Annotated in this window: 20 protein-coding genes; 12 read left to right on the top strand and 8 right to left on the bottom strand. The window is 62.8% G+C overall.

Annotated features, from left to right (window positions below):
• Nucleotides 1–3 precede the first annotated feature (3 nt).
• Together B0G83_RS31095 and B0G83_RS31090 are read right to left on the bottom strand one after the other, a co-directional pair.
• Nucleotides 4–1821, bottom strand: coding sequence for an aminopeptidase P family protein (locus tag B0G83_RS31095; protein ID WP_105511172.1), 1818 nt, complete (start codon nt 1819–1821; stop codon nt 4–6).
• A 19-nt stretch (nt 1822–1840) separates the two neighbouring features.
• Complete coding sequence (locus tag B0G83_RS31090) at nt 1841–2095, bottom strand: hypothetical protein (protein WP_105511171.1); 255 nt, start codon at nt 2093–2095, stop codon at nt 1841–1843.
• Between the two features lie 203 nt (nt 2096–2298).
• On the opposite strand from B0G83_RS31090, the gene B0G83_RS31085 reads away from it, so the two are divergent.
• From B0G83_RS31085 to B0G83_RS31055, 7 genes are all read left to right on the top strand, one after another.
• Complete coding sequence (locus B0G83_RS31085) at nt 2299–3021, top strand: response regulator transcription factor (protein ID WP_105511170.1); 723 nt, start codon at nt 2299–2301, stop codon at nt 3019–3021.
• A 63-nt stretch (nt 3022–3084) separates the two neighbouring features.
• Entirely contained in the window at nt 3085–4371 is a 1287-nt protein-coding gene (hemA, locus tag B0G83_RS31080; protein WP_105511169.1) for a glutamyl-tRNA reductase, read from the top strand.
• Between the two features lie 121 nt (nt 4372–4492).
• Complete coding sequence (gene prfA / locus B0G83_RS31075) at nt 4493–5575, top strand: peptide chain release factor 1 (RefSeq protein ID WP_105511168.1); 1083 nt, start codon at nt 4493–4495, stop codon at nt 5573–5575.
• A 10-nt stretch (nt 5576–5585) separates the two neighbouring features.
• Entirely contained in the window at nt 5586–6434 is an 849-nt protein-coding gene (prmC, locus tag B0G83_RS31070) for a peptide chain release factor N(5)-glutamine methyltransferase (RefSeq protein ID WP_105511167.1), read from the top strand.
• Nucleotides 6435–6572: 138 nt separating this feature from the next.
• Complete coding sequence (grxD, locus tag B0G83_RS31065; RefSeq protein WP_035554969.1) at nt 6573–6884, top strand: Grx4 family monothiol glutaredoxin; 312 nt, start codon at nt 6573–6575, stop codon at nt 6882–6884.
• A 61-nt stretch (nt 6885–6945) separates the two neighbouring features.
• Nucleotides 6946–7545, top strand: coding sequence for a UbiX family flavin prenyltransferase (locus B0G83_RS31060; protein ID WP_105511166.1), 600 nt, complete (start codon nt 6946–6948; stop codon nt 7543–7545).
• 133 nt (nt 7546–7678) lie between these two features.
• A complete protein-coding gene (locus tag B0G83_RS31055) occupies nt 7679–8464 on the top strand; it encodes a class III extradiol ring-cleavage dioxygenase (protein WP_105511165.1) in 786 nt (261 codons plus the stop codon).
• A 178-nt stretch (nt 8465–8642) separates the two neighbouring features.
• Here B0G83_RS31055 and B0G83_RS31050 read toward each other — a convergent pair whose 3' ends face one another.
• On the bottom strand, nt 8643–10238 hold the full coding sequence (locus B0G83_RS31050; RefSeq protein ID WP_105511164.1) for an APC family permease: 1596 nt from the start codon (nt 10236–10238) through the stop codon (nt 8643–8645).
• 481 nt (nt 10239–10719) lie between these two features.
• Here B0G83_RS31050 and B0G83_RS31045 point away from each other — a divergent pair, with 481 nt between their 5' ends.
• Complete coding sequence (locus B0G83_RS31045) at nt 10720–10923, top strand: cold-shock protein (RefSeq protein WP_060858913.1); 204 nt, start codon at nt 10720–10722, stop codon at nt 10921–10923.
• Between the two features lie 111 nt (nt 10924–11034).
• On the opposite strand, the gene B0G83_RS31040 is transcribed toward B0G83_RS31045, so the two are convergent.
• The gene (locus B0G83_RS31040) at nt 11035–12285 is read right to left on the bottom strand and encodes an Hsp70 family protein (protein ID WP_105511163.1); all 1251 of its coding nucleotides are present in this window, start codon (nt 12283–12285) and stop codon (nt 11035–11037) included.
• Between the two features lie 189 nt (nt 12286–12474).
• Here B0G83_RS31040 and B0G83_RS31035 point away from each other — a divergent pair, with 189 nt between their 5' ends.
• Nucleotides 12475–13968 (top strand): MFS transporter, encoded by a 1494-nt coding sequence (locus B0G83_RS31035; RefSeq protein ID WP_105511162.1) that lies wholly within the window; start codon nt 12475–12477, stop codon nt 13966–13968.
• Between the two features lie 92 nt (nt 13969–14060).
• Here the strand turns inward: B0G83_RS31035 and B0G83_RS31030 are convergent, their stop codons facing one another.
• Nucleotides 14061–14654 (bottom strand): nitroreductase family protein, encoded by a 594-nt coding sequence (locus tag B0G83_RS31030; RefSeq protein WP_181157139.1) that lies wholly within the window; start codon nt 14652–14654, stop codon nt 14061–14063.
• A 214-nt stretch (nt 14655–14868) separates the two neighbouring features.
• Complete coding sequence (locus tag B0G83_RS31025) at nt 14869–16152, bottom strand: MFS transporter (protein WP_105511160.1); 1284 nt, start codon at nt 16150–16152, stop codon at nt 14869–14871.
• A 153-nt stretch (nt 16153–16305) separates the two neighbouring features.
• On the opposite strand from B0G83_RS31025, the gene B0G83_RS31020 reads away from it, so the two are divergent.
• Both B0G83_RS31020 and B0G83_RS31015 read left to right on the top strand, forming a co-directional pair.
• Complete coding sequence (locus B0G83_RS31020) at nt 16306–16947, top strand: TetR/AcrR family transcriptional regulator (protein ID WP_105511159.1); 642 nt, start codon at nt 16306–16308, stop codon at nt 16945–16947.
• 64 nt (nt 16948–17011) lie between these two features.
• Complete coding sequence (locus B0G83_RS31015; protein ID WP_105511158.1) at nt 17012–17566, top strand: DUF1415 domain-containing protein; 555 nt, start codon at nt 17012–17014, stop codon at nt 17564–17566.
• A 35-nt stretch (nt 17567–17601) separates the two neighbouring features.
• Here B0G83_RS31015 and B0G83_RS31010 read toward each other — a convergent pair whose 3' ends face one another.
• The gene (locus B0G83_RS31010; protein WP_105511157.1) at nt 17602–18444 is read right to left on the bottom strand and encodes an SAM-dependent methyltransferase; all 843 of its coding nucleotides are present in this window, start codon (nt 18442–18444) and stop codon (nt 17602–17604) included.
• Between the two features lie 399 nt (nt 18445–18843).
• Here B0G83_RS31010 and B0G83_RS31005 point away from each other — a divergent pair, with 399 nt between their 5' ends.
• Nucleotides 18844–19164 (top strand): hypothetical protein, encoded by a 321-nt coding sequence (locus tag B0G83_RS31005; protein WP_012434486.1) that lies wholly within the window; start codon nt 18844–18846, stop codon nt 19162–19164.
• Nucleotides 19165–19238: 74 nt separating this feature from the next.
• Here B0G83_RS31005 and B0G83_RS31000 read toward each other — a convergent pair whose 3' ends face one another.
• A complete protein-coding gene (locus B0G83_RS31000; protein WP_105511156.1) occupies nt 19239–19448 on the bottom strand; it encodes a DUF1059 domain-containing protein in 210 nt (69 codons plus the stop codon).
• Nucleotides 19449–19609 lie beyond the last annotated feature (161 nt).

Raw genomic sequence — 19609 nt, 5'->3', positions numbered from 1 at the left:
CGCTTAAACCGGCTGCGTGCGCAAGTCGAGCCACGCCTTGGCGTCACCGGAAACATGTGGCGACAGACGCGTGCGCACCGTCTCGTGATACGCGTTGAGCCACGCGCGTTCGTCGTCGCGCAGCAGCGACAGGTCGAGGCAGCGCGTGTCGATCGGACACAGCGTCAAAGTCTCGAACTTGAGGAAATCGCCGAACTCCGTTTTTTCCGCGGGCACGTTCAGCACGAGGTTTTCGATCCGCACGCCCCATTTTCCCGGCCGGTAAATACCCGGCTCGACCGAGGTGATCATTCCCTCTTCCATGGCGGTCCACGGCTCGGCCGGCGCGTAGTGCGAAATCACTTGCGGGCCTTCATGCACGTTCAGGAAGTAGCCCACACCATGACCGGTGCCGTGGCCGTAATCGGCGCCGGCTTCCCAGATCGGCGCACGGGCGATCGCGTCGAGCATCGGCGAACGGATGCCACGCGGGAATTGCGCGCGCGACAACGCCATGGTGCCCTTCAGCACGATCGTGAAATCGCGCCGTTGCGCCTCGCTGAGCGTGCCGACCGGCACGACGCGGGTAATGTCCGTCGTGCCGCTCAGATACTGCGCACCCGAATCGATCAACAATAACCCGTTGCCTTCGATCACCGCATGCGAAGCCTCGGTCGCTCGATAGTGCGGCATCGCGCCGTTCCCGTTGAAGCCCGCGATCGTCGCAAAGCTCAGCGACACGAACCCCGGACGGAGTGCGCGCGCAGCCGTTAGACGTTCGTCGATAGTCATTTCGGTGAGGGTTTCGCCACGCTCCAGCGCGCGTTCCAACCACGCGAAAAATTCCGCGAGGGCCGCACCGTCCTGCTCCATGGTCTCGCGCACGTGCTCGGCTTCAGCTTCCGTCTTGCGTGACTTGAAGAACGTGGACGGGTTGACCGCCTCGATCACCTTGACCGTGGACGGCACCGATTGCAGCGAACCGTAAGTGATCCGACGCGGGTCGATCAGCAACGCACTGCTGGCTGGAAGCGCTGCCAGCGCATCGGCCGCCTTCGCGTAGGGCTCGACGCTGATGCCGTCGCACGCCAACGCGTCGGCCAACGCTTGCGGCACCTTGCCGTCCGACACGAACAGCGACGCGCGGTTCTCACCGATCAGCGCATGCGCGACAAACACCGGGTTATAGCTGACGTCGGCGCCACGCAGATTCAGCAGCCATGCGAGGTCGTCGAGCGTGGAAATGAAGTGCCATTGCGCGCCCTTCTCCGCCATCGCACGGCGAATCTGCGCAAGCTTGTCAGCACGCGCGACGCCCGCATGCGGCGCGGCATGTTCGAACACGGCGGCAGCCGGCAGCGACGGACGCTGCGGCCAGATCGTGTCGAACAGATCGACGTCGGTGCGCAGCTTCACGCCACGCGCGCCGAGCGCCAAGGTGAGCGAGCGCGCCGCGGCCACGCCGAGCACCGCGCCATCCACGCCCACCGTGCCGCCGCTCGCGACGTTCTGCGCGAGCCATTCGAAATGCGGCGCGGTCTGCTGGCCGCCGGTCATCTTCATCAAGTGAACGGTCGTGCCGGACAGTTGCGCATTGGCCTGTTCCCAATAGCGGCTATCGGTCCAGACACCGGCAAAATCCGCCGTGACGACCAGCGTGCCCGCCGAGCCGGTGAAACCCGATAGCCATTGCCGGCCTTGCCAGCGCCCCGGTAGATATTCGGAAAGATGCGGATCCGCGGACGGCACGAGATAAGCGGCCACGCCTTCGCGCGCCATGGCGTCACGCAAAGTGGCGAGCCGTTCAGGAATAGAGGATGTTTCGGGAAGTCGGGCGTTCATCAGAGTCACCTGCAAATATTCATCGACGGGAAAGCGAGCCGACCGTCACGGCAACGGCGATCAACGCAACGGCGGTGCAAACCGGCCATTCGAGCGTGTCGCCATCATGAAAGAGACCGGTCACATTGCCGGCCATGAGCGCGACAGACGCGCCGACTACCCCGGCCAGCAGTGCCATCCACCAACGGGCGCGGCTCGAGCGGCGCGACGGATGCAGCCACCAGCCCGCCAGGCCGATCGCCAAGCCCAATATGACGACACCGGGCCACCCCATTAGCAGCCGACCCCGCGCACTTTCAGATTTGTCTCATGGGCGCAAGGGGCCAGGACAGCTAGCATTTTTGTCTCATTAACTATAGAAGTTCAGCACGGCGCTTTCCGCATAGCGGTTGAGTTTAGGGGTCGGTGTGATGTAAGGCAAGCTGCGGGCCTTACGGATATGCCTGGTTCCGGACATTGCCACGCTGAAAGCGCGCCATGCGAATCGCCCTGATTGAACCTGACCTGCCGCATGCCAAACTGGTTGGCCGGCTGATTTTTGCCGGCGGCCACGTCTGCTATCACTTCACCGCGAGCGCGCCGTTCCTGCAGCACGCAGCAGACGACTTTTTCGATCTCCTCATGACCGAAAGCTGGGCCGGCGACCACTCCGCCGAAGACGTGATTCCACGCGCCCGCTCTGTCCTGCCCGGCTTGCCGGTGATCGTGCTGATGTCCGCGCCGCGCGAAAGCCAGATCGTCGCGGCGCTGCACGCCGGCGCCGACGACTGCCTCAGCAAGCCGGTTCGTGGCCCCGAAATGCTCGCGCGGGTCGACGCTTTGCTGCGTCGCGCCGGACTGCGGCGGCCGCATAACCGTCGGCGCGACGTGATCGGCGGTTATGCGTTCGACACAGCCGCGCTAGCCGTCACATTTCGTAATCTAACGGTCACGCTGACGCCGAAAGAATTCCGCTTTGCGCTGCTGCTGTTCAACAATCTGTCTCGCCCCGTGTCGCGGGCGCATATTCTCGAAAGCGTCTGGTCGCGCCGCCGTGACCTGAAGTCGCGGACGGTCGACACACACGCGTCGCGCGTGCGCACTAAATTGCAGTTGCGCCCGGAACTCGGCTACTGTCTGACTCCGCTTTACGGCTACGGCTATCAACTCGACGCGATCCCGCTGGAGACGACTGTAGAGGCCGTTGCAGAAGTGGGTTGACACGCGTCCAATGTAAGAATCTTGGAAACGCTATAATATTGGGCTAAACCATAGCTCCCCCAAATGCAGCTTCTAACGATCGGAATCAATCACCACACTGCGCCTGTCGCCTTGCGCGAACGCGTGGCGTTTCCGCTCGAACAGATCAAGCCTGCACTGGACACCTTCAAGAGCGCCTGGCTCGGCCGCACGGCCCGCACGGCGCCGGAAGCGGCGATTCTGTCCACCTGTAATCGCACCGAGCTGTATTGCGTCACCGACGACCAGGCCGCGCGCGAAGCCGCGATCCAGTGGCTGTCGAAATACCACAATCTGCCTATCGACGAACTCGCGCCGCACGTCTACGCGCTGCCGCAGTCGGAAGCCGTGCGCCACGCGTTCCGCGTCGCGTCGGGCCTCGATTCGATGGTGCTGGGCGAGACGCAAATCGTCGGACAAATGAAGGACGCGGTGCGCACCGCGTCCGAAGCCGGCGCGCTCGGCACCTATCTGAATCAGTTGTTCCAGCGCACCTTCGCCGTCGCGAAGGAAGTACGCAGCACCACCGAAATCGGTGCGCAGTCGGTTTCAATGGCCGCAGCCGCCGTGCGGCTCGCGCAACGTATTTTCGACAAGGTCTCGAACCAGCGCGTGCTGTTCATCGGCGCGGGCGAAATGATCGAGCTTTGTGCGACGCACTTTGCCGCGCAGCAGCCGCGCGAACTGGTGGTCGCGAACCGTACGGCCGAACGCGGCACGCGGCTCGCCGAGCGCTTTAACGGCCGTGCCATTCCGTTGTCGGAATTGCCCACGCGCATGCACGAGTTCGACATTATCGTGTCGTGCACGGCGTCCACGTTGCCGATCATTGGTCTGGGCGCGGTCGAGCGGGCTGTGAAAGCGCGTCGTCACCGGCCGATTTTCATGGTCGATCTGGCGGTACCGCGCGACATCGAACCTGAAGTCGGCAAGCTCGAAGACGTCTTCCTGTACACCGTCGACGATCTCGGCGCGATTGTCCGCGAAGGCAATGCATCGCGTCAGGCCGCGGTCGCGCAAGCCGAAGCCATCATCGAAACGCGCGTGCAGAACTTCATGCAGTGGCTCGACGCGCGCAGCATCGTGCCGGTGATCCGCCATATGCATACGCAAGCCGACGTGTTGCGGCGTGCCGAAGTCGAACGTGCGCAGAAAATGCTCGCGCGCGGCGACGATCCGGCCGCAGTGCTCGAAGCGCTGTCGCAAGCGCTCACCAACAAGCTGATCCACGGACCCACGCACGCGCTCAATCGCGCGAGCAGTGAAAACCGTGACACGCTCATCGAACTGATGAGCGGTTTCTACAAACACTCCGGTTCCACGGAGCGTTAGCGGCGCAGCCTCCGCCACGCGGTCCGCGCCACCCACGGTGGCCCGCGACGTGCTTCTGACCAGGGCATCAGCCCATTTCCCTAGCGCCGTCCTTTCCGGAGTCCGCTCCGAACCCCGTCCGATGAAAACGAGCATGCAACGCAAGCTCGACCAGCTCACTACCCGGCTGGCCGAACTGAACGACCTGTTGAGCCGCGAGGACATCACCTCGAATCTCGATCAATACCGCAAGCTCACGCGCGAGCACGCGGAACTGGGGCCCGTGGTCGAGCATTACGCGCTGTGGCGCCAGGCCATGAACGACGCGGAGACCGCGCAGGAACTGCTGACGGACGCATCGATGCGCGACTTCGCCGAAGAAGAAATTCGCGCGGCACGCGAGCGGATGGAGAAACTCGGCGCGGAGCTGCAAAAAATGCTGCTGCCGAAGGATCCAAACGACGACCGCAATATCTACGTCGAAATCCGCGCGGGCACCGGCGGCGACGAATCCGCGCTGTTCGCGGGCGATCTGCTGCGTATGTACCTACGCTACGCCGAACGCAATCGCTGGCAGGTCGAGATGATGTCGGCAAGCGAATCGGATCTGGGCGGTTACAAGGAAGTGATCGTGCGGATCGCCGGCGAAGCCGCGTATTCGAAGCTCAAATTCGAGTCGGGTGGCCACCGCGTGCAACGCGTGCCGGCCACCGAAACGCAAGGGCGCATTCACACGTCGGCGTGCACGGTCGCGGTCATGCCGGAAGCGGACGAAATCGGCGAAGTCGAAATCAATCCGGCCGACCTGCGGATCGACACGTTCCGCGCGTCGGGCGCGGGCGGGCAGCACATCAACAAGACCGATTCGGCCGTGCGCGTCACGCATTTGCCGACCGGCATCGTCGTCGAATGTCAGGACGACCGTTCGCAGCACAAGAACAAGGACCGCGCGCTGAAGGTGCTGGCCGCGCGCATCAAGGACAAGCAGTCGCAAGAGCAGCACGCGAAAGAAGCTGCTACGCGCAAGAGCCTGATCGGCTCGGGCGACCGCTCGGAGCGGATTCGCACGTATAACTTCCCGCAAGGGCGCATGACCGATCACCGGATCAACCTGACGCTGTATCGCCTCGACGCGCTCATGGACGGCGATCTCGACGAGTTGATCGCGGCGCTCGTCAGCGAACATCAGGCCGAGTTGCTGGCTTCGCTGGGCGATTCGGACTAAAGCGCTAACGATGAACGCCACGCCTGTCACGCCCGCCGCCCTATTGCGCGCGTCGCCGCTGCCGCCGCTCGAAGCGCGGATTCTGCTCACGCACGTGCTCGGCTGGCGGCCTACGCAGTTGATTACGCGCAGCGATGAAACGCTCGAGCGCGCTGCGGTCGAACGTTATCGCGTATTGGAAGCGCGGCGGGCGGCCGGTGAGCCGGTCGCGCAACTGGTCGGCACACGGGAATTTTTCGGCCGCGATTTCGAAGTCACGCCGGACGTGCTGATTCCGCGGCCTGAAACCGAATTGCTGGTGGAGACCGCGTTGGCGGCCATGGAAGGTCTGTCGCGGCCGCGCGTGCTCGATCTCGGCACCGGCACCGGCGCCATTGCGGTCTCGATCGCATCGACGCGGCCGGACGCGCAAGTCCACGCGATCGATCGTTCCGCTGAAGCGCTGGCTGTCGCTACGCGCAACGCCACGCGTCTGCTGGACGCAAAGCGCCCCGGCGGCGCCATGGTTTTGAGCCAAAGCGACTGGTACTCGGCGCTCGAGGCGGCCCTGCGCTTCGACGTGATCGTCAGCAATCCACCGTATATCGCGAGCGGCGATCCGCATCTGGCGGAAGGCGATCTGCGCTTCGAGCCGCGCGGCGCACTCACCGACGAAGCCGACGGCCTCAGCGCGATCCGCGCGATCGTCGCCGGCGCGCCCGCGTACCTTGCCGCCAACGGCGTTCTGTGGATAGAGCACGGCTACGATCAAGCCGAAGCTGTCCGCGCGCTGCTGACGGCGCAAGGATTCAGGCAGGTGCGCTCAGAGCGGGATCTGGCAGGCATCGAACGAATCAGCGGCGGGCAGTTGCCGGGCTGAAGCCGGCATCGGACCCGCCCTCTAAACACCATTCACACCGAAGTCCTCCAAAGGTCGAAGCGGTGCTCGGCCGGCTATACCGAAATCCGCTATCATTTCAGCCTATTCCCTACACATCACGGAACCGCAAGGTCAGTCATGGATACGCAACAACGCATCAAGCAAATCGTCGACGAAAACGGCGTCGTCCTCTTCATGAAGGGCACCGCCCAGTTCCCGATGTGCGGTTTTTCCGGCCGCGCCATCCAGATCCTGAAGGCGTGTGGCGTCGCGGAAATCAAAACCGTCAACGTGCTCGAAGACGACGAAGTCCGCCAGGGCATCAAGCAGTTCTCGAACTGGCCGACCATTCCGCAGCTCTACGTGAAGGGCGAATTCGTCGGCGGCTCGGACATCATGATGGAAATGTACGAATCAGGCGAACTGCAGCAACTGTTCGCCGCGGCCTGAGCGGCCCCGGTTCGACCGTTCGCTCACGAACCTCACGCGTTCATCTAAGGCGCCGCGAGCCATGGAAACACGCGCTGCGGCGCCCCGCCGGCTGATCGTCGCGATCACCGGCGCAACCGGCGCCATTTACGGCATCCGGTTGCTCGAGACGTTGCGCCGGCTGGGCGGCGTCGAGAGCCATCTGCTGATTTCGAGCGCGGGTTGGCTCAATATCCAGCACGAACTCCAGCTGAGCAAAGAAGACGTGCATCCGCTCGCGGATGTCGTCCATTCGGTGCGCGACGTCGGCGCGAGTATCGCGTCCGGCTCGTTCGCGACCGACGGCATGGTCGTCGCGCCGTGCTCGATGAAGACGCTCGCGAGCGTCGCGCACGGTTTCTCCGACAACCTGATCACCCGCGCCGCCGACGTCACCCTGAAGGAACGCCGCCGGCTCGTGCTGCTGGTGCGCGAAACGCCGTTCAATCTCGCGCATCTGCGCAACATGACCGCGGTCACGGAGATGGGCGGCGTGATCTTCCCGCCGCTGCCGGCGTTCTACAACCAGCCCGCGTCTATTGACGAAATGGTCGATCACACGGTGTCGCGCGTGCTGGATCTGTTTGCGCTCGGTCCCGCTATGTCACCCGTGTGGCATGGGTTGCGGGACGCGCAGGACTGACGTCAAACGCCCGCCATTAACAACGTCAGCGACACAATCAATTCCATTTTCGCCCGTTTATCAAACCGCGGTGCGAACCTATATTGATAGCAACCCAACTTTCACGCCCTGCCCTCCAGGCTGCGTTGCTGACATGAACCGCTTGCCTTCGCTTTTCCTGTCCCACGGCGCGCCCACGCTGCCGATCGACCCGTCGCTGCCGTCTGCCGAGTTCGGCGTACTGAGCGCGCAGCTGCCGCGTCCGCAAGCCGTGCTGATGCTGTCTGCCCACTGGGGCACGGCACAGCCGGTGGCGAGCACGTCCACCGCGCCGGAAACCATCCACGATTTCTACGGCTTTCCGCGTCAGTTGTACGAAATCCAGTACCCGGCGCCGGGCGCGCCCGAGGTGGCGCGACGCGCCGCCGCGCTGCTGGGCGAACAGGGCGTGCTGACCGACGTCCAGCCGCACGGGCTCGATCACGGCGCCTGGGTGCCAATGCTACTGATGTTCCCCGACGCCGACGTGCCCGTCGCGCAGTTGTCGATCCAGCCGCATCAGGACGCGGCGCATCACTTCCGTGTCGGCCGCGCGCTGCGCTCGCTGAAGGACGACGGCGTGATGGTGATCGGCTCCGGCCAGATTACGCACAACCTGCGCGCGGCGGATTTCTCCGCGCGCCCGGAAGATGCCGATCCGCGCGTCGCCGAATTCACCGACTGGTTCGAGGACAAACTGGCCGCGCACGATATCGACGCGCTGCTCGACTATCGCCGCCAGGCGCCGCACGCGGTGCTGATGCATCCGACCGACGAGCATCTGCTGCCCGTCTTCGCGGCGCTGGGCGCGGCCGACGACGACTACTCGCTGGCGATTCAATCGCTCGGAACCTACCAGCGTTCGCTTGCGATGACGAATTACGTGTTCGGCAACGCCTGATCCGATCGCGGGCACGACAGCGGCGCAACATAGCCCTGCGCCAGCCCGCCGCGCCAAGCCATCGCGCCAAAACAAAAGCCCGCCTGAGTCACCTCAGGCGGGCTTTTTTACGCATCGTACTGTACCGGACCTAACCCACCACCGTCCGGCAAACAGCGCTCAGGCTAAACGCAACGGCTTAATGCGCGCCCATGCCTTCGAGCACTTCGTCGTGCTCATCGCGCTCGTCCAAGTATTCCGAACGATAGCCGCTGTGCACGCCCCAGTAATAGAACACTAGCGAAAACGCGATAACGACCAGCATGTCCCAGCCGTACGGCAAGACGCCGCGACCGCCGAACTCCTTGCTGCCGATCAGCGACAGGATCGCCATCACCGGCAGGTAAGCCACCAGCCACCATGCCGCCTTCAGGTCACGGCCCCAGCCGCCGAAGCCCGACTTCGCCTGGAAGTAGAAGTAGACCGGCAGCGCGACGACCATCAGCAGAATGATTTCGCCGGTCAGCGGCCACTTTGCCCAATACAGGATCAGCGACGCGCAAACGAACGCGAAGGGTGCGATCACCTTCATGCCGACGATATGCAGCGGACGCTCCAGATCCGTCGCCGCACGGCGCAGCGCCATCAGGCTGATCGGGCCAGTCAGGTACGAGATCACGGTCGCCACCGAAATCACCGCCGCCAGCGAGCTCCAGCCGCGGAAGAAGAACATGAAGATGAACGAGACCAGCAGGTTGAACCACATCGCCTGACGCGGCACGCCGTAGAACGGGTGGACGTTGCCGAACATCTTCGGCATCGTGTTGTTGCGTTCCATCGCGTAGATCATGCGGCTGGTGGTCGCCATGTAAGTCGTGCCGGTGCCGCTCGGGCTGACAAACGCGTCGACATACAGGAGGATCGCCAGCCAGTTCAGGTTCAGCGCGATCGCCAGTTCCGCGAACGGCGAAGCGAAGTTGAAGTGGCTCCAGCCCTTCATCACGTCGGCCGGATTCACCGCGCCGATGTACGCGACCTGCAGCAGCACGTAGATCACCAGCGCGAGCAGGATCGAACCGATCACCGCGAACGGCACGCTCTTGGTAGGATTGCGCGCTTCACCCGCGAGATTGATCGGGCTCTGGAAACCGTTGAACGCGAACACGATACCGCTCGTCGACACGGCGGTTAGTACCGCCGACCAGCCATACGGCGCAAAGCTGCTTGCTTCGCCGAAGTTTTCACGATGGAAGCCCGTGAACATCAAACCGAGAATCGTCGCACCGGGAATCAGGAACTTGAAGATCGTGATCGCCGAATTGGCACGCGCGAACAGTTTCACGCCCCAGTAATTCAGCATGAAGTAAATGATCACGAGCGCCGCGGACAGGAATAACCCGTTATGAGTTAGTGACCCATCCACGAATAGCGCATGCGCCCATGGATACGGCCAGGTACTCATATATTGAATGGAGGCTTCAGCCTCGATTGGAATCACCGAGACAATGGCGATCCAGTTGGCCCACGCGCTGATGAAACCGACCAGCGCGCCATGCGAGTAGCGCGCGTAGCGCACCATGCCGCCGGACTCCGGGAACATCGCGCCGAGTTCGGCGTAGGTCAACGCAATCGCGAGAATCACGACCGCGCCGATCACCCATGCACAAATGGCAGCCGGGCCGGCAATTTTTGCAGCCTTCCACGCGCCGAACAGCCAGCCCGATCCGATGATCGAACCCAAGCCAGTCAGCAGCAGCGCTACCGGCCCGATGTTCCGTTGTATAGAACTTTTCACGTCTTCTCCTGTGTCGGCCGGAGTGGGTGATTTAGCACCGACTCCGGACCTATGCAAATTTGCATCCGAGCCATACCGGCACCACGTGACGTCGCTTGGAGCGGGACGGGTGACAGGCATCTCGAAGCGGCGACGGTCCATTCTAATCAGGTGCAACCGACGCGCGGCGCGTAGTTTAACGGTTGCACCCTCGCGCTGCAGCCAAACCAAGGGTTCTCCCTGGCAAAAAAATAAGACGAACAGCAAGCTTTGTAAGCAACTTTTACGCCCGTTGCCCGAATTTGTGGAAAGTTGCCAGGAGAGTGTTGACCTTCTCTCAAAATGGCCGTATAAAGTCGGGGCAGGATTTCAAGCGGCGAGTGAATTGGTCTTTCGTAGTTCGCCCATCAACGGTACTCCGGTTGGTCCCATTACCCCCTTCCTTGATTTTCATGCACTTTCTGGGCTTCGGCCTTATTTACCATCTTTAGGAACAAGTAATATGGAAACCGGTACCGTCAAGTGGTTCAATGACGCAAAGGGCTTTGGCTTCATCACGCCGGACGGCGGTGGCGAAGATCTGTTCGCGCATTTCTCGGAAATCCGCACGGAAGGCTTCAAGACGCTGCAAGAAAACCAAAAGGTTACGTTTGAAGTGAAGACGGGCCCGAAGGGCAAGCAAGCGGCTAACATCAAGCCGGCTTAAGCTAAACGCTTCCTTCCGGATGCAAAAAAACCCCGCCTCGGCGGGGTTTTTTTATATCTATTGCAACGACTCGCGGTGATTATCTTCGCGGTATGCGATTGATTAATCCGGTTATCCGAAGAGACGTCGCGCGTGAATACCGAGACCTGTCGCGACACTGGCGAGACGATCGCCGAATACCGGTTTGGCGTCGGGAAATGCCGCCGCCAATGCGCCCGATAGAAACGCCAAACCCGTCGAACCGCCGGTGAAGTAAATCGCGCTGACATCGCGCGTGGCAACGCCGGCTGCCTGCACCGTGTCGCGCGCCGCCTGCACGATACGCTGCGTTTCGTCCTGGCCCGCTTTGATCAACTGCGCTTCGTCGAACGCGAGGCGCAGGTCGTCTTCCACTTCATCCAGATCGATCACGGTCTCGCCGCCCGCCGCCACGCCGATCTTCGCTTCTTCCGCGTGCGCCGCCAGCGCGTGGCCGAAGCGCTGTTCCACCACGCGCATCAAACGGTCGTGGTGCTTGACCTCGGTGAACAGGTGCCGCATCAGCGAAAGTTCGCTGACGCGTTTAGGCGCGTAGACGGTGTTGATCAGGTGCCAGGTCGCCAGATCGAAATAGACCCGGTTCGGGATCTCGCGGCCTTCCGGATCGAGCGCCTGATAGCCGAGCTCGCGCAGGATCGTGACCAGTTCGACGCGGCGGTCGAAGTCCGTGCCCGCGACGTGCACACCGTGATGCGCCAGCACGTCGTCTTTGCGCTCCACGCGGGTCATGCGCTGCGGGCCGACGCGTACCAGCGAAAAGTCCGACGTACCGCCGCCAATGTCGGCCACCAGCACGAGCCCCTCTTCCGTCAGATGCGACTCGTAGTCGAACGCGGCTGCGATCGGCTCATACTGGAAGTGGATCTCCCGCAACCCGACCGACCGAGCGGCCGCTTCGAGCTGCTGCTGCGCCATCTGATCGGCACGGGGATCGTCGTCGACGAAAAACACCGGCCGGCCCAACACGGCGCGGCTGATCGGCGCGCCGGTGGTCTTTTCGGCCGAGCGCTTCAGATGGTCGACGAAAATCGCGATGACGTCCGTGTACTTGATCGCGGAGCCGTCGCCGAGATCGGTCGAATTCTCGGCGAGCGGCGAGCCGAGAATGCTTTTCATCGAGCGCATCAGCCGGCCGTCGAAACCGTCAATGTACGCGGCCAGCGCCGCCCGCCCGAACTCGCGGGTGTTCTCGTCGGTGTTGAAAAACACCGAGGTGGGCAGCGTCGTATAGGCGCCCTCGACCGGCGCGAGCCTGAGCACGCCGCCGTCGGGAACGGCCACGGCCGAGTTGGAAGTACCGAAGTCAATCGCGCAATAGTTCATGGCAGGAATCGCCGCTCACGGCTGGCGCGGACAGAAAGGGGAGCGGCTTTGTAACACGAAAGCCCAACCAGCATCAACTGACGCTTGTGGGCCGCTCGCATTCACACGTAAGGGCCGCCCGACGGAATGAATATTGCTGAATTCGACAGGATACGCCGCCAATTTTCGGACTTGAGGAGACTTCGAGCAATGAGCGCGCCGCCTACCGCCGCTGTCCACGAAAAAACCGCCGCCGTCGTCGAGACGGATTTGCCATCGCGGCTCGACCGCTTGCCGTGGGGACGTTTTCACTCGCTGATCGTCGTCGCGCTAGGCGTGACGTGGCTGCTCGACGGATTGGAGGTCACGCTGGCGGGCGCGGTGGCGAGCGCGTTGAAGTCGAGTCCGTCGTTGCACTTTTCCAACGCCGACGTGGGACTGGCCGGCAGCGCCTATATCGCCGGCGCAGTGCTCGGCGCGCTGGGCTTCGGCTGGCTGACCGACCGGCTCGGCCGGCGCAAGTTGTTTTTCATCACGTTGGCGCTGTATCTGGCGGCCACGGCCGCGACTGCGCTGTCGTGGAATCTGGCCAGTTTTCTGCTGTTTCGTTTTCTCACCGGCGCCGGGATTGGCGGCGAATACACGGCGATCAATTCGACGATCCAGGAATTCACGCCGGCCCGCGTGCGCGGCTGGACCGATCTCGGCATCAACGGCACGTTCTGGGTAGGCGCGGGGCTCGGCGCGGCCGGTTCGCTGGTGCTGCTCGATCCGCATCTGCTGCCGGCCGACTGGGGTTGGCGCGCGTGCTTCTTTATCGGCGCGGTGCTGGCGCTGGCTATCTTGCCGATGCGCATCTGGGTGCCCGAAAGTCCGCGCTGGCTGCTGACGCACGGCGACGAGCGCGACGCGCGCTCGATCGTCGAAGGCATCGAGACACGCTTTCGCCGCGAAGGGCACGAGCTTGCCGACCACGAGTTGACGCGTCTGAAGCTCCGTGCGCGGGATCACACGCCGCTGCGCGAGGTATTCCATACCCTCTTCAACGTCCACCGACGGCGCGCGCTGGTCGGCCTCTCGTTGATGACCGCGCAGGCCTTCTTCTACAACGCGATCTTCTTTACCTACGCGCTGGTGCTGACCGATTTCTATCAGGTGCCGGGCGACCACATCGGCTGGTATCTGCTGCCCTTCGCGCTAGGCAACTTCCTCGGGCCGCTGCTGCTCGGCCGGCTGTTTGACGTGATCGGACGACGCAAGATGATTGCCGCGACCTACGGCCTGTCCGCGATCCTGCTGACGATCAGCGGCTATCTGTTCGAGCAGCACCTGCTCACCGTCGTCACGCAGACGATCGCGTGGATGGTGATTTTCTTCTTCGCGTCGGCGGCGGCGAGTTCGGCCTATCTGACGGTCAGCGAATCGTTTCCGCTGGAGATCCGGGCGTTGGCCATCGCCGTGTTTTACGCCTTCGGCACGGCGCTGGGCGGCATCGCGGGGCCGGCGTTCTTCGGCCGCCTGATCGATACGCATCAGCGCGGCGAGGTGTTCGCGGGCTATCTGGTCGGCTCGGGGCTGATGCTTGCGGCTGCGGTGATTGCGGCGTTCTGGGGCGTGGACGCCGAGCGCAAGTCGCTGGAGAGCGTCGCCGCGCCGCTTTCGAGCGTAGTTGACGGGCAGGACGATCGGCACGGTACGGAATAAAAAACGCGCGGTCGGCGCCGCGCGTTTATGACTGCTTCTAACCTCTAACTTTTAACTTCTACGGAAGCCGCGATACCCAGGCGTGCTGCCGCTCAGAACGCCTTCTTCCACGCGCCGCCATAGGCGATATCCGCCAACGGCAAGCGCTGACGTACCGACTTCTCGCGTTCGCGCAGGACCGGGTCGAGCTTGTCGACTTCGCCGTAATGACCGAGCGAAATGATCGAGATCACGTCGACGTCGCTCGGCAATTCGAAAGCCGTGCGGAACGCGTTCGGATCGAAGCCGCTCATCTGATGCGCGGCGAGGCCGAGCGCATGGGCCTGCAACACGAGCGCCATGGCCGCCGCGCCCGCGTCGTACGGCGCGCAGCGGTTCACTTCGCCCTTGCTGGTCAACGTGTGCGTCGTCACCGCGATCAGCACCGGCGCCGGCGCATTCCAGCCCTGATTGAACGGCACCAGCGTAGCGAAAGCCTTCTTGAACGAGACTTCGTCGACACTGCGATCGAAGACGAGAAAACGCCACGGTTGCGCGTTATACGACGAAGGGGCCCAGCGAGCCGCCTCCAGCACGGCGTGCAGATGCTCGCGGCTCACCGGCTCGCTCGAATACGCGCGCGGGCTCCAGCGGCCTGCAATCAGCTCGTGGATGGCAACTTCGGTAGGGGCGGGTTTGTTGGTCATGCGCTTCTCTCGGTCGAAATTCATGATCGACGGGCGACTGCCCGGGGCCACATAGCATAACCGGGCTTCGGCGCACGTGCTCCAACCTGTATGCAGTTAGTTTTCACGCTGGCTGCAATGCGAAAACGGCCCCGCAGGGCCGTTGCAGCGTGAATGCCGATGGACATGGCCGCGCGCGATTCGCTGCCTGCCGGCTTACCGCACCGCTCAAACCTCACACCACTTGCGGTTCCGGCACTTTGGCGGGCCGGTTGATACGCAGCACGATCAACGCGGCCACGAGGCACAGTCCGCCCGAAATCATCGACGCCACCGTGTAAGTCCCGAGGCTCGCGCGCAGCATGCCCGCGCCGAGCGCCGCGAACGCCGCACCGAGCTGATGGCCGGCCACGACCCAGCCGAACACAACCGGGGCCGATTCCTTGCCGAAGACGTCCGTGGCGAGACGCACGGTCGGCGGCACGGTCGCGATCCAGTCGAGCCCGTAGAACACGGCGAACAGCGGCAAGCCGAAGAAGTCGATACCAAATGCGTGCGGCAGATAGATCAGCGACAACCCGCGCAGACCGTAATACCAGAACAGCAGCACCCGGCTATTGAAGCGGTCCGACAGCCAGCCCGACAAGGTCGTGCCGAACAGATCGAAGATGCCCATCGCGGCGAGCAGCGACGCGCCCTGCACTTCCGTCATGCCGTAGTCGCCGCACATGGCGATCAGGTGCGTGCCGACATAGCCGTTGGTGCTCGCCCCGCAGATGAAAAAGCTGAAGAACAGCAGCCAGAAGTCGCGCCGCTTGCTCGCCATGGCAAGCGTGCCGAACGCGATGGCGAGCGGATTCTGTTTGCTGCCGGTGGCGGCGATCGGCGCGTCATGCGCTTCGCCATACGGGCGCAGCTTCATGTCGGCCGGACGTTCGGGCAGCAGAAACGCGACCAGCGGAATCACGATCGCCACTGCGATTGCCACGACCCACACGACGTTACGCCAACCGTGATGCTCGGCGATAGCGGCCAGCATCGGCAGGAACACCAGTTGGCCGGTGGCCGAACTGGCCGTGAGAATGCCCATCACGAGGCCGCGGCGCGTGGTGAACCAGCGTGTCACCACCGTCGCCGACAACGACAACGCCGCCACGCCCGTCGAGCCGCCGACCATCACGCCCCAGATCAGCACCATCTGCCACGGATGCGTCATCAGCGACGACAGCGCCACGCCCGCCGCCATCGTGCCGAGCGCGGCCAGCAGCGTGGGACGCACGCCAAAACGCTGCATCGCGGCCGCCGCGAACGGGCCCATCAGCCCGAACAGCGCAATGTTCACCGAGATCGCGAGCGAGATGGTCGCGCGGCTCCAGCCGAATTGATGCTCGAGCGGCACCATCATCACGCTCGGCGTGGCGCGCGTGCCGGCCGCCGCCAGCAACACCAGAAACACCACCGCGACCGTCAACCAGCCGTAGTGGAAACGCCCGCCAATCAGTCTCGCTGCCCAGTTCATCGGTTCTCCAATCGATGCCGGCCGGACGGGCCGCATCGCTCGCATTGTTACGACTTCGGTAAAGAACTTGTGACAGATCTGTCACAATGAGTTGCGATCTTAGTTACTGCTCGGTAACATGTCAAGACGTCAATTACATCGAGGTGGCAGTCCATGTCCGATAGCGAATCACCCAAGGCGACCGGCGCGCGGCGCGCGCGCAGTGCGCAGACGGCGGGGCCGCAGGCGCAGCAGCATCTGCTGCGCGCCGCGGACGAACTGTTCTATCGCGAAGGCGTGCGCACGGTCGGCGTGGACGCGGTGGTCGAGCGGGCGGGCGTCAACAAGATGAGCTTGTATCGCCAGTTTTCGTCGAAAGATGATCTCGTGATGGCTTATCTGGACCGCAGAGACGAGCAGTTCTTCGGCTACGTGGAGAAGAGTTTCGCCAAACATCCGGGCGAGCCCGCCAGGCAGTTGCAGCAATATTTCGACGACCTCGCGGTGCGCGCTTCGAGCGACGACTATCGCGGCTGTCCGTTCGTCAATATATCGGTAGAGTTTCCGGACGTCGCGCATCAGGCGCGGCAGTTCGTGTATGACAACAAGGCGCGGCTGATGGCACGGTTGACCGGCCTCGCGACCGAAGCCGGCGCTGACGATCCGGTGGCGCTCGCCAACGCGCTTGGGTTGATGATTGAAGGCGTGTACGCGGCCAGCCAGACTTATGGGCCGGGATGCGGGCCGATTCTGGCCGCGCCGAAGGCGGCGGCGCTGTTGATCGCAGCGGCTTGCGGCGCGGCGGCCGCGGGCTGAGGTGGATCGGCATTCGTGCCGGTCGGTCCCGTTAGAATGGCGCTTTCGTCTCGCTTTATTTGTTATGCCGTTGCCCGCCGAATCCCACGACGCCGTCATCGCCGCGACCCGCCATTGGCTCACCGAAGCGGTGATCGGACTGAATCTCTGTCCGTTTGCGAAGGCGGTGCACGTGAAAGGCCAGATTCGCTATGCCGTCAGCGATGCGACGCACATGGAAGCGGTCCTGGCCGATCTGGAAACCGAGCTTCAAACCCTGGTCGCCGCCGATCCGAACGCGGTGGATACCACGCTGCTGATCGTTCCCAATGCGCTCGGCGACTTTCTCGACTACAACGACGGCCTGTTTTTCGCCGAACGGATGATCAAGCAGCTTCGTCTGGAAGGCGTGATTCAGATCGCCAGCTTTCATCCTTTTTATCAGTTCGAAGGCAGCGAACCCGACGAGATCGAGAACTATACGAACCGGGCACCGTATCCGATCTTTCACCTGTTGCGTGAAGACAGCATCGAGCGGGCGGTCCAGGCTTTTCCCGACGCGGAAGCCATTTACGAGCGCAACCAGGAAACGCTCCGGAGAATCGGCCTGGCCGGTTGGAACGCGCTCCTGAAGCATTAATCGACGCAACGGTTCAGCGGCAGACCACGACGAAATCAGGTGGACACAAAAAACCGCTCTTTCAGTTCCTCGATCCCCAGCGTTTCCATCACCTCGTTGAGCCGCTCGGCCGGACGCCGTCTCGGCAGATCTTTGTACTGGGCGACGATGAGTTCGTTTTTCATTGAATGCTCCCAGCCGACCAGTTCGGTCACGCTGACCTGATAGCCGTGCGCCTCGAGCTGCAAACAGCGCAGCACATTCGTGATCTGGCTGCCGAACTCGCGCGTATGCAGCGGATGCCGCCAGATTTCCGTCAGCGCGTTCCCCAGCGACTTACCCTTGTTCTGCTTCAACACCCCTGCCACTTCGGCCTGACAGCACGGCACGACCACGATGTTCTTCGCCTGCTTGCGCAGCGCGAAGCGGATCGCGTCGTCGGTGGCGGTGTTGCAGGCATGCAGCGCCGTCACGATGTCGATACGCTCGGGCAAGCGATCGGACGTGATCGACTCCGCAACCGAGAGGTTCAGGAACGACATACCCGTGAAGCCCAGCCGGACGGCCAGTTCCTCGGATTTGGCGACCAGGTCCTCGCGCGCTTCGATACCGTATATGTGCGAAGCCCCACCCGCGGCATCCTGAAACTCCTTGAAGAAAAGGTCGTACAGAATAAAACCTAGGTATGACTTGCCCGCGCCGTGGTCGACCAGCGTCACGGCGCCCTGATCGTCCTTGCGCTCCTTCAGCAATGGCTCGATGAACTGAAACAGGTGGTAGACCTGCTTGAGCTTGCGCCGGCTGTCCTGATTCATCTTGCCGTCGCGCGTAAGGATATGGAGCTCCTTCAGCAGCTCGATGGACTGATTCGGACGGATTTCGTGGGTTTTGCTGGACATCTTGGGGGACCGCTTACGGGGAACCGCCATCGATTGCACGGCGAACGTGCGACAGGCGACGGAAAAAGGGAAAAGTTGCTGCCAGTTTACCCAAAGTGCCGCCGACTCACCGAAGGGTGGCGCAAATCATGCAAGAAAAGGCAAAAAGCTGGAACGGTTCCTGCTCGTTTAAGACCACGCAGGACGTTTCCAGGGTGACGCAAAAACCGGCTGTCATGGCGTTTCGACCAAGCAGGCAGGCCGTATCGCCGATAACAACGAGCTGCCGGACGTGGCTTCGATCACGCAAACCGAATGCATGTGGGGAGGACGGTCCCGGAACACGGGCCGAACGTTACGTAACCAGCAGCGCGCCGTGATCTCGACTGGACGCGTGCTCGGATAATAGAAGAGGCAGCAATGGATACGGTACCCAACGGAAACGTCGAACAGAAGTTTCAGGAAATGCTGGCGAAGCTGATCGCCACCCCGGCCTGGTCCGAAAAACAGCAGCTCGAACTGGAGATGGCCCGCGACATCTCCACGGAAATGCTGCGCCTGGCCGAAGTCATGCGCGACGGCAGCGTCGACATGGAAACCTGCCTGACGATGCTCAAGTACGCGAAAGTGCTCGACTTCGTGATGACGACGCTCGCGTCGCGCCGCGATATCAAACCGCAGACGCTAAGGGTCATTTTCAAGCTGGCGGGATTGAAGGTGGACGAGGCTTATCCCGGCTAGAAAATAAAAATACGGCGATCCGAGCGAGCGGGCGGCAATGCACCGCTCGTGCGGGTCGGTCCGGACGCCGGCATTCAAGCGCGCGGCGCCTCGACCGGTGGCGTGCCTTCATGAAACAGCGTCTTCAGTTGCGCACGCAACTCCGGCGAATCCGTGTGTTGATGGACAGTGACCGCGTGCTGCACGGCGGCGTCGAGCAATTCGCTCTCTGAGTCGGCGGACAGGGCAACGGTGCAATTCATTTCGCTCGGGAACTCCCGGCAGTCGATATATTTGCGGGTCATGGCAGTCTCCTTGGTGCATACGTTCACCTATCCGTCTGTGCGGTCGCATGCGCTAACCATGTCACTGGCCATACGCGGCGGCGAGCGCGGCGCTAGGCGGCAAGTGGGAGGCCTTGTTTGACGAGGAACGACGCGAACGGCGCCCAATGGATGGTGTTTGA

The organism is Paraburkholderia sp. BL21I4N1, assembly GCF_002973525.1.
In the GTDB taxonomy this organism is placed as follows: domain Bacteria; phylum Pseudomonadota; class Gammaproteobacteria; order Burkholderiales; family Burkholderiaceae; genus Paraburkholderia.
This window is presented reverse-complemented; position numbering and strand designations above follow the sequence as displayed.

Excerpts from the sequence above, each read along its gene's own strand:
- B0G83_RS31095 (WP_105511172.1), bottom strand. The coding sequence starts at position 1,821 with ATGAACGCCCGACTTCCCGAAACATCCTCTATTCCTGAACGGCTCGCC.
- B0G83_RS31090 (WP_105511171.1), bottom strand. The coding sequence starts at position 2,095 with ATGGGGTGGCCCGGTGTCGTCATATTGGGCTTGGCGATCGGCCTGGCG.
- B0G83_RS31085 (WP_105511170.1), top strand. The coding sequence starts at position 2,299 with ATGCGAATCGCCCTGATTGAACCTGACCTGCCGCATGCCAAACTGGTT.
- hemA (WP_105511169.1), top strand. The coding sequence starts at position 3,085 with ATGCAGCTTCTAACGATCGGAATCAATCACCACACTGCGCCTGTCGCC.
- prfA (WP_105511168.1), top strand. The coding sequence starts at position 4,493 with ATGAAAACGAGCATGCAACGCAAGCTCGACCAGCTCACTACCCGGCTG.
- prmC (WP_105511167.1), top strand. The coding sequence starts at position 5,586 with ATGAACGCCACGCCTGTCACGCCCGCCGCCCTATTGCGCGCGTCGCCG.
- grxD (WP_035554969.1), top strand. The coding sequence starts at position 6,573 with ATGGATACGCAACAACGCATCAAGCAAATCGTCGACGAAAACGGCGTC.
- B0G83_RS31060 (WP_105511166.1), top strand. The coding sequence starts at position 6,946 with ATGGAAACACGCGCTGCGGCGCCCCGCCGGCTGATCGTCGCGATCACC.
- B0G83_RS31055 (WP_105511165.1), top strand. The coding sequence starts at position 7,679 with ATGAACCGCTTGCCTTCGCTTTTCCTGTCCCACGGCGCGCCCACGCTG.
- B0G83_RS31045 (WP_060858913.1), top strand. The coding sequence starts at position 10,720 with ATGGAAACCGGTACCGTCAAGTGGTTCAATGACGCAAAGGGCTTTGGC.
- B0G83_RS31040 (WP_105511163.1), bottom strand. The coding sequence starts at position 12,285 with ATGAACTATTGCGCGATTGACTTCGGTACTTCCAACTCGGCCGTGGCC.
- B0G83_RS31035 (WP_105511162.1), top strand. The coding sequence starts at position 12,475 with ATGAGCGCGCCGCCTACCGCCGCTGTCCACGAAAAAACCGCCGCCGTC.
- B0G83_RS31030 (WP_181157139.1), bottom strand. The coding sequence starts at position 14,654 with ATGACCAACAAACCCGCCCCTACCGAAGTTGCCATCCACGAGCTGATT.
- B0G83_RS31025 (WP_105511160.1), bottom strand. The coding sequence starts at position 16,152 with ATGAACTGGGCAGCGAGACTGATTGGCGGGCGTTTCCACTACGGCTGG.
- B0G83_RS31020 (WP_105511159.1), top strand. The coding sequence starts at position 16,306 with ATGTCCGATAGCGAATCACCCAAGGCGACCGGCGCGCGGCGCGCGCGC.
- B0G83_RS31015 (WP_105511158.1), top strand. The coding sequence starts at position 17,012 with ATGCCGTTGCCCGCCGAATCCCACGACGCCGTCATCGCCGCGACCCGC.
- B0G83_RS31010 (WP_105511157.1), bottom strand. The coding sequence starts at position 18,444 with ATGTCCAGCAAAACCCACGAAATCCGTCCGAATCAGTCCATCGAGCTG.
- B0G83_RS31005 (WP_012434486.1), top strand. The coding sequence starts at position 18,844 with ATGGATACGGTACCCAACGGAAACGTCGAACAGAAGTTTCAGGAAATG.
- B0G83_RS31000 (WP_105511156.1), bottom strand. The coding sequence starts at position 19,448 with ATGACCCGCAAATATATCGACTGCCGGGAGTTCCCGAGCGAAATGAAT.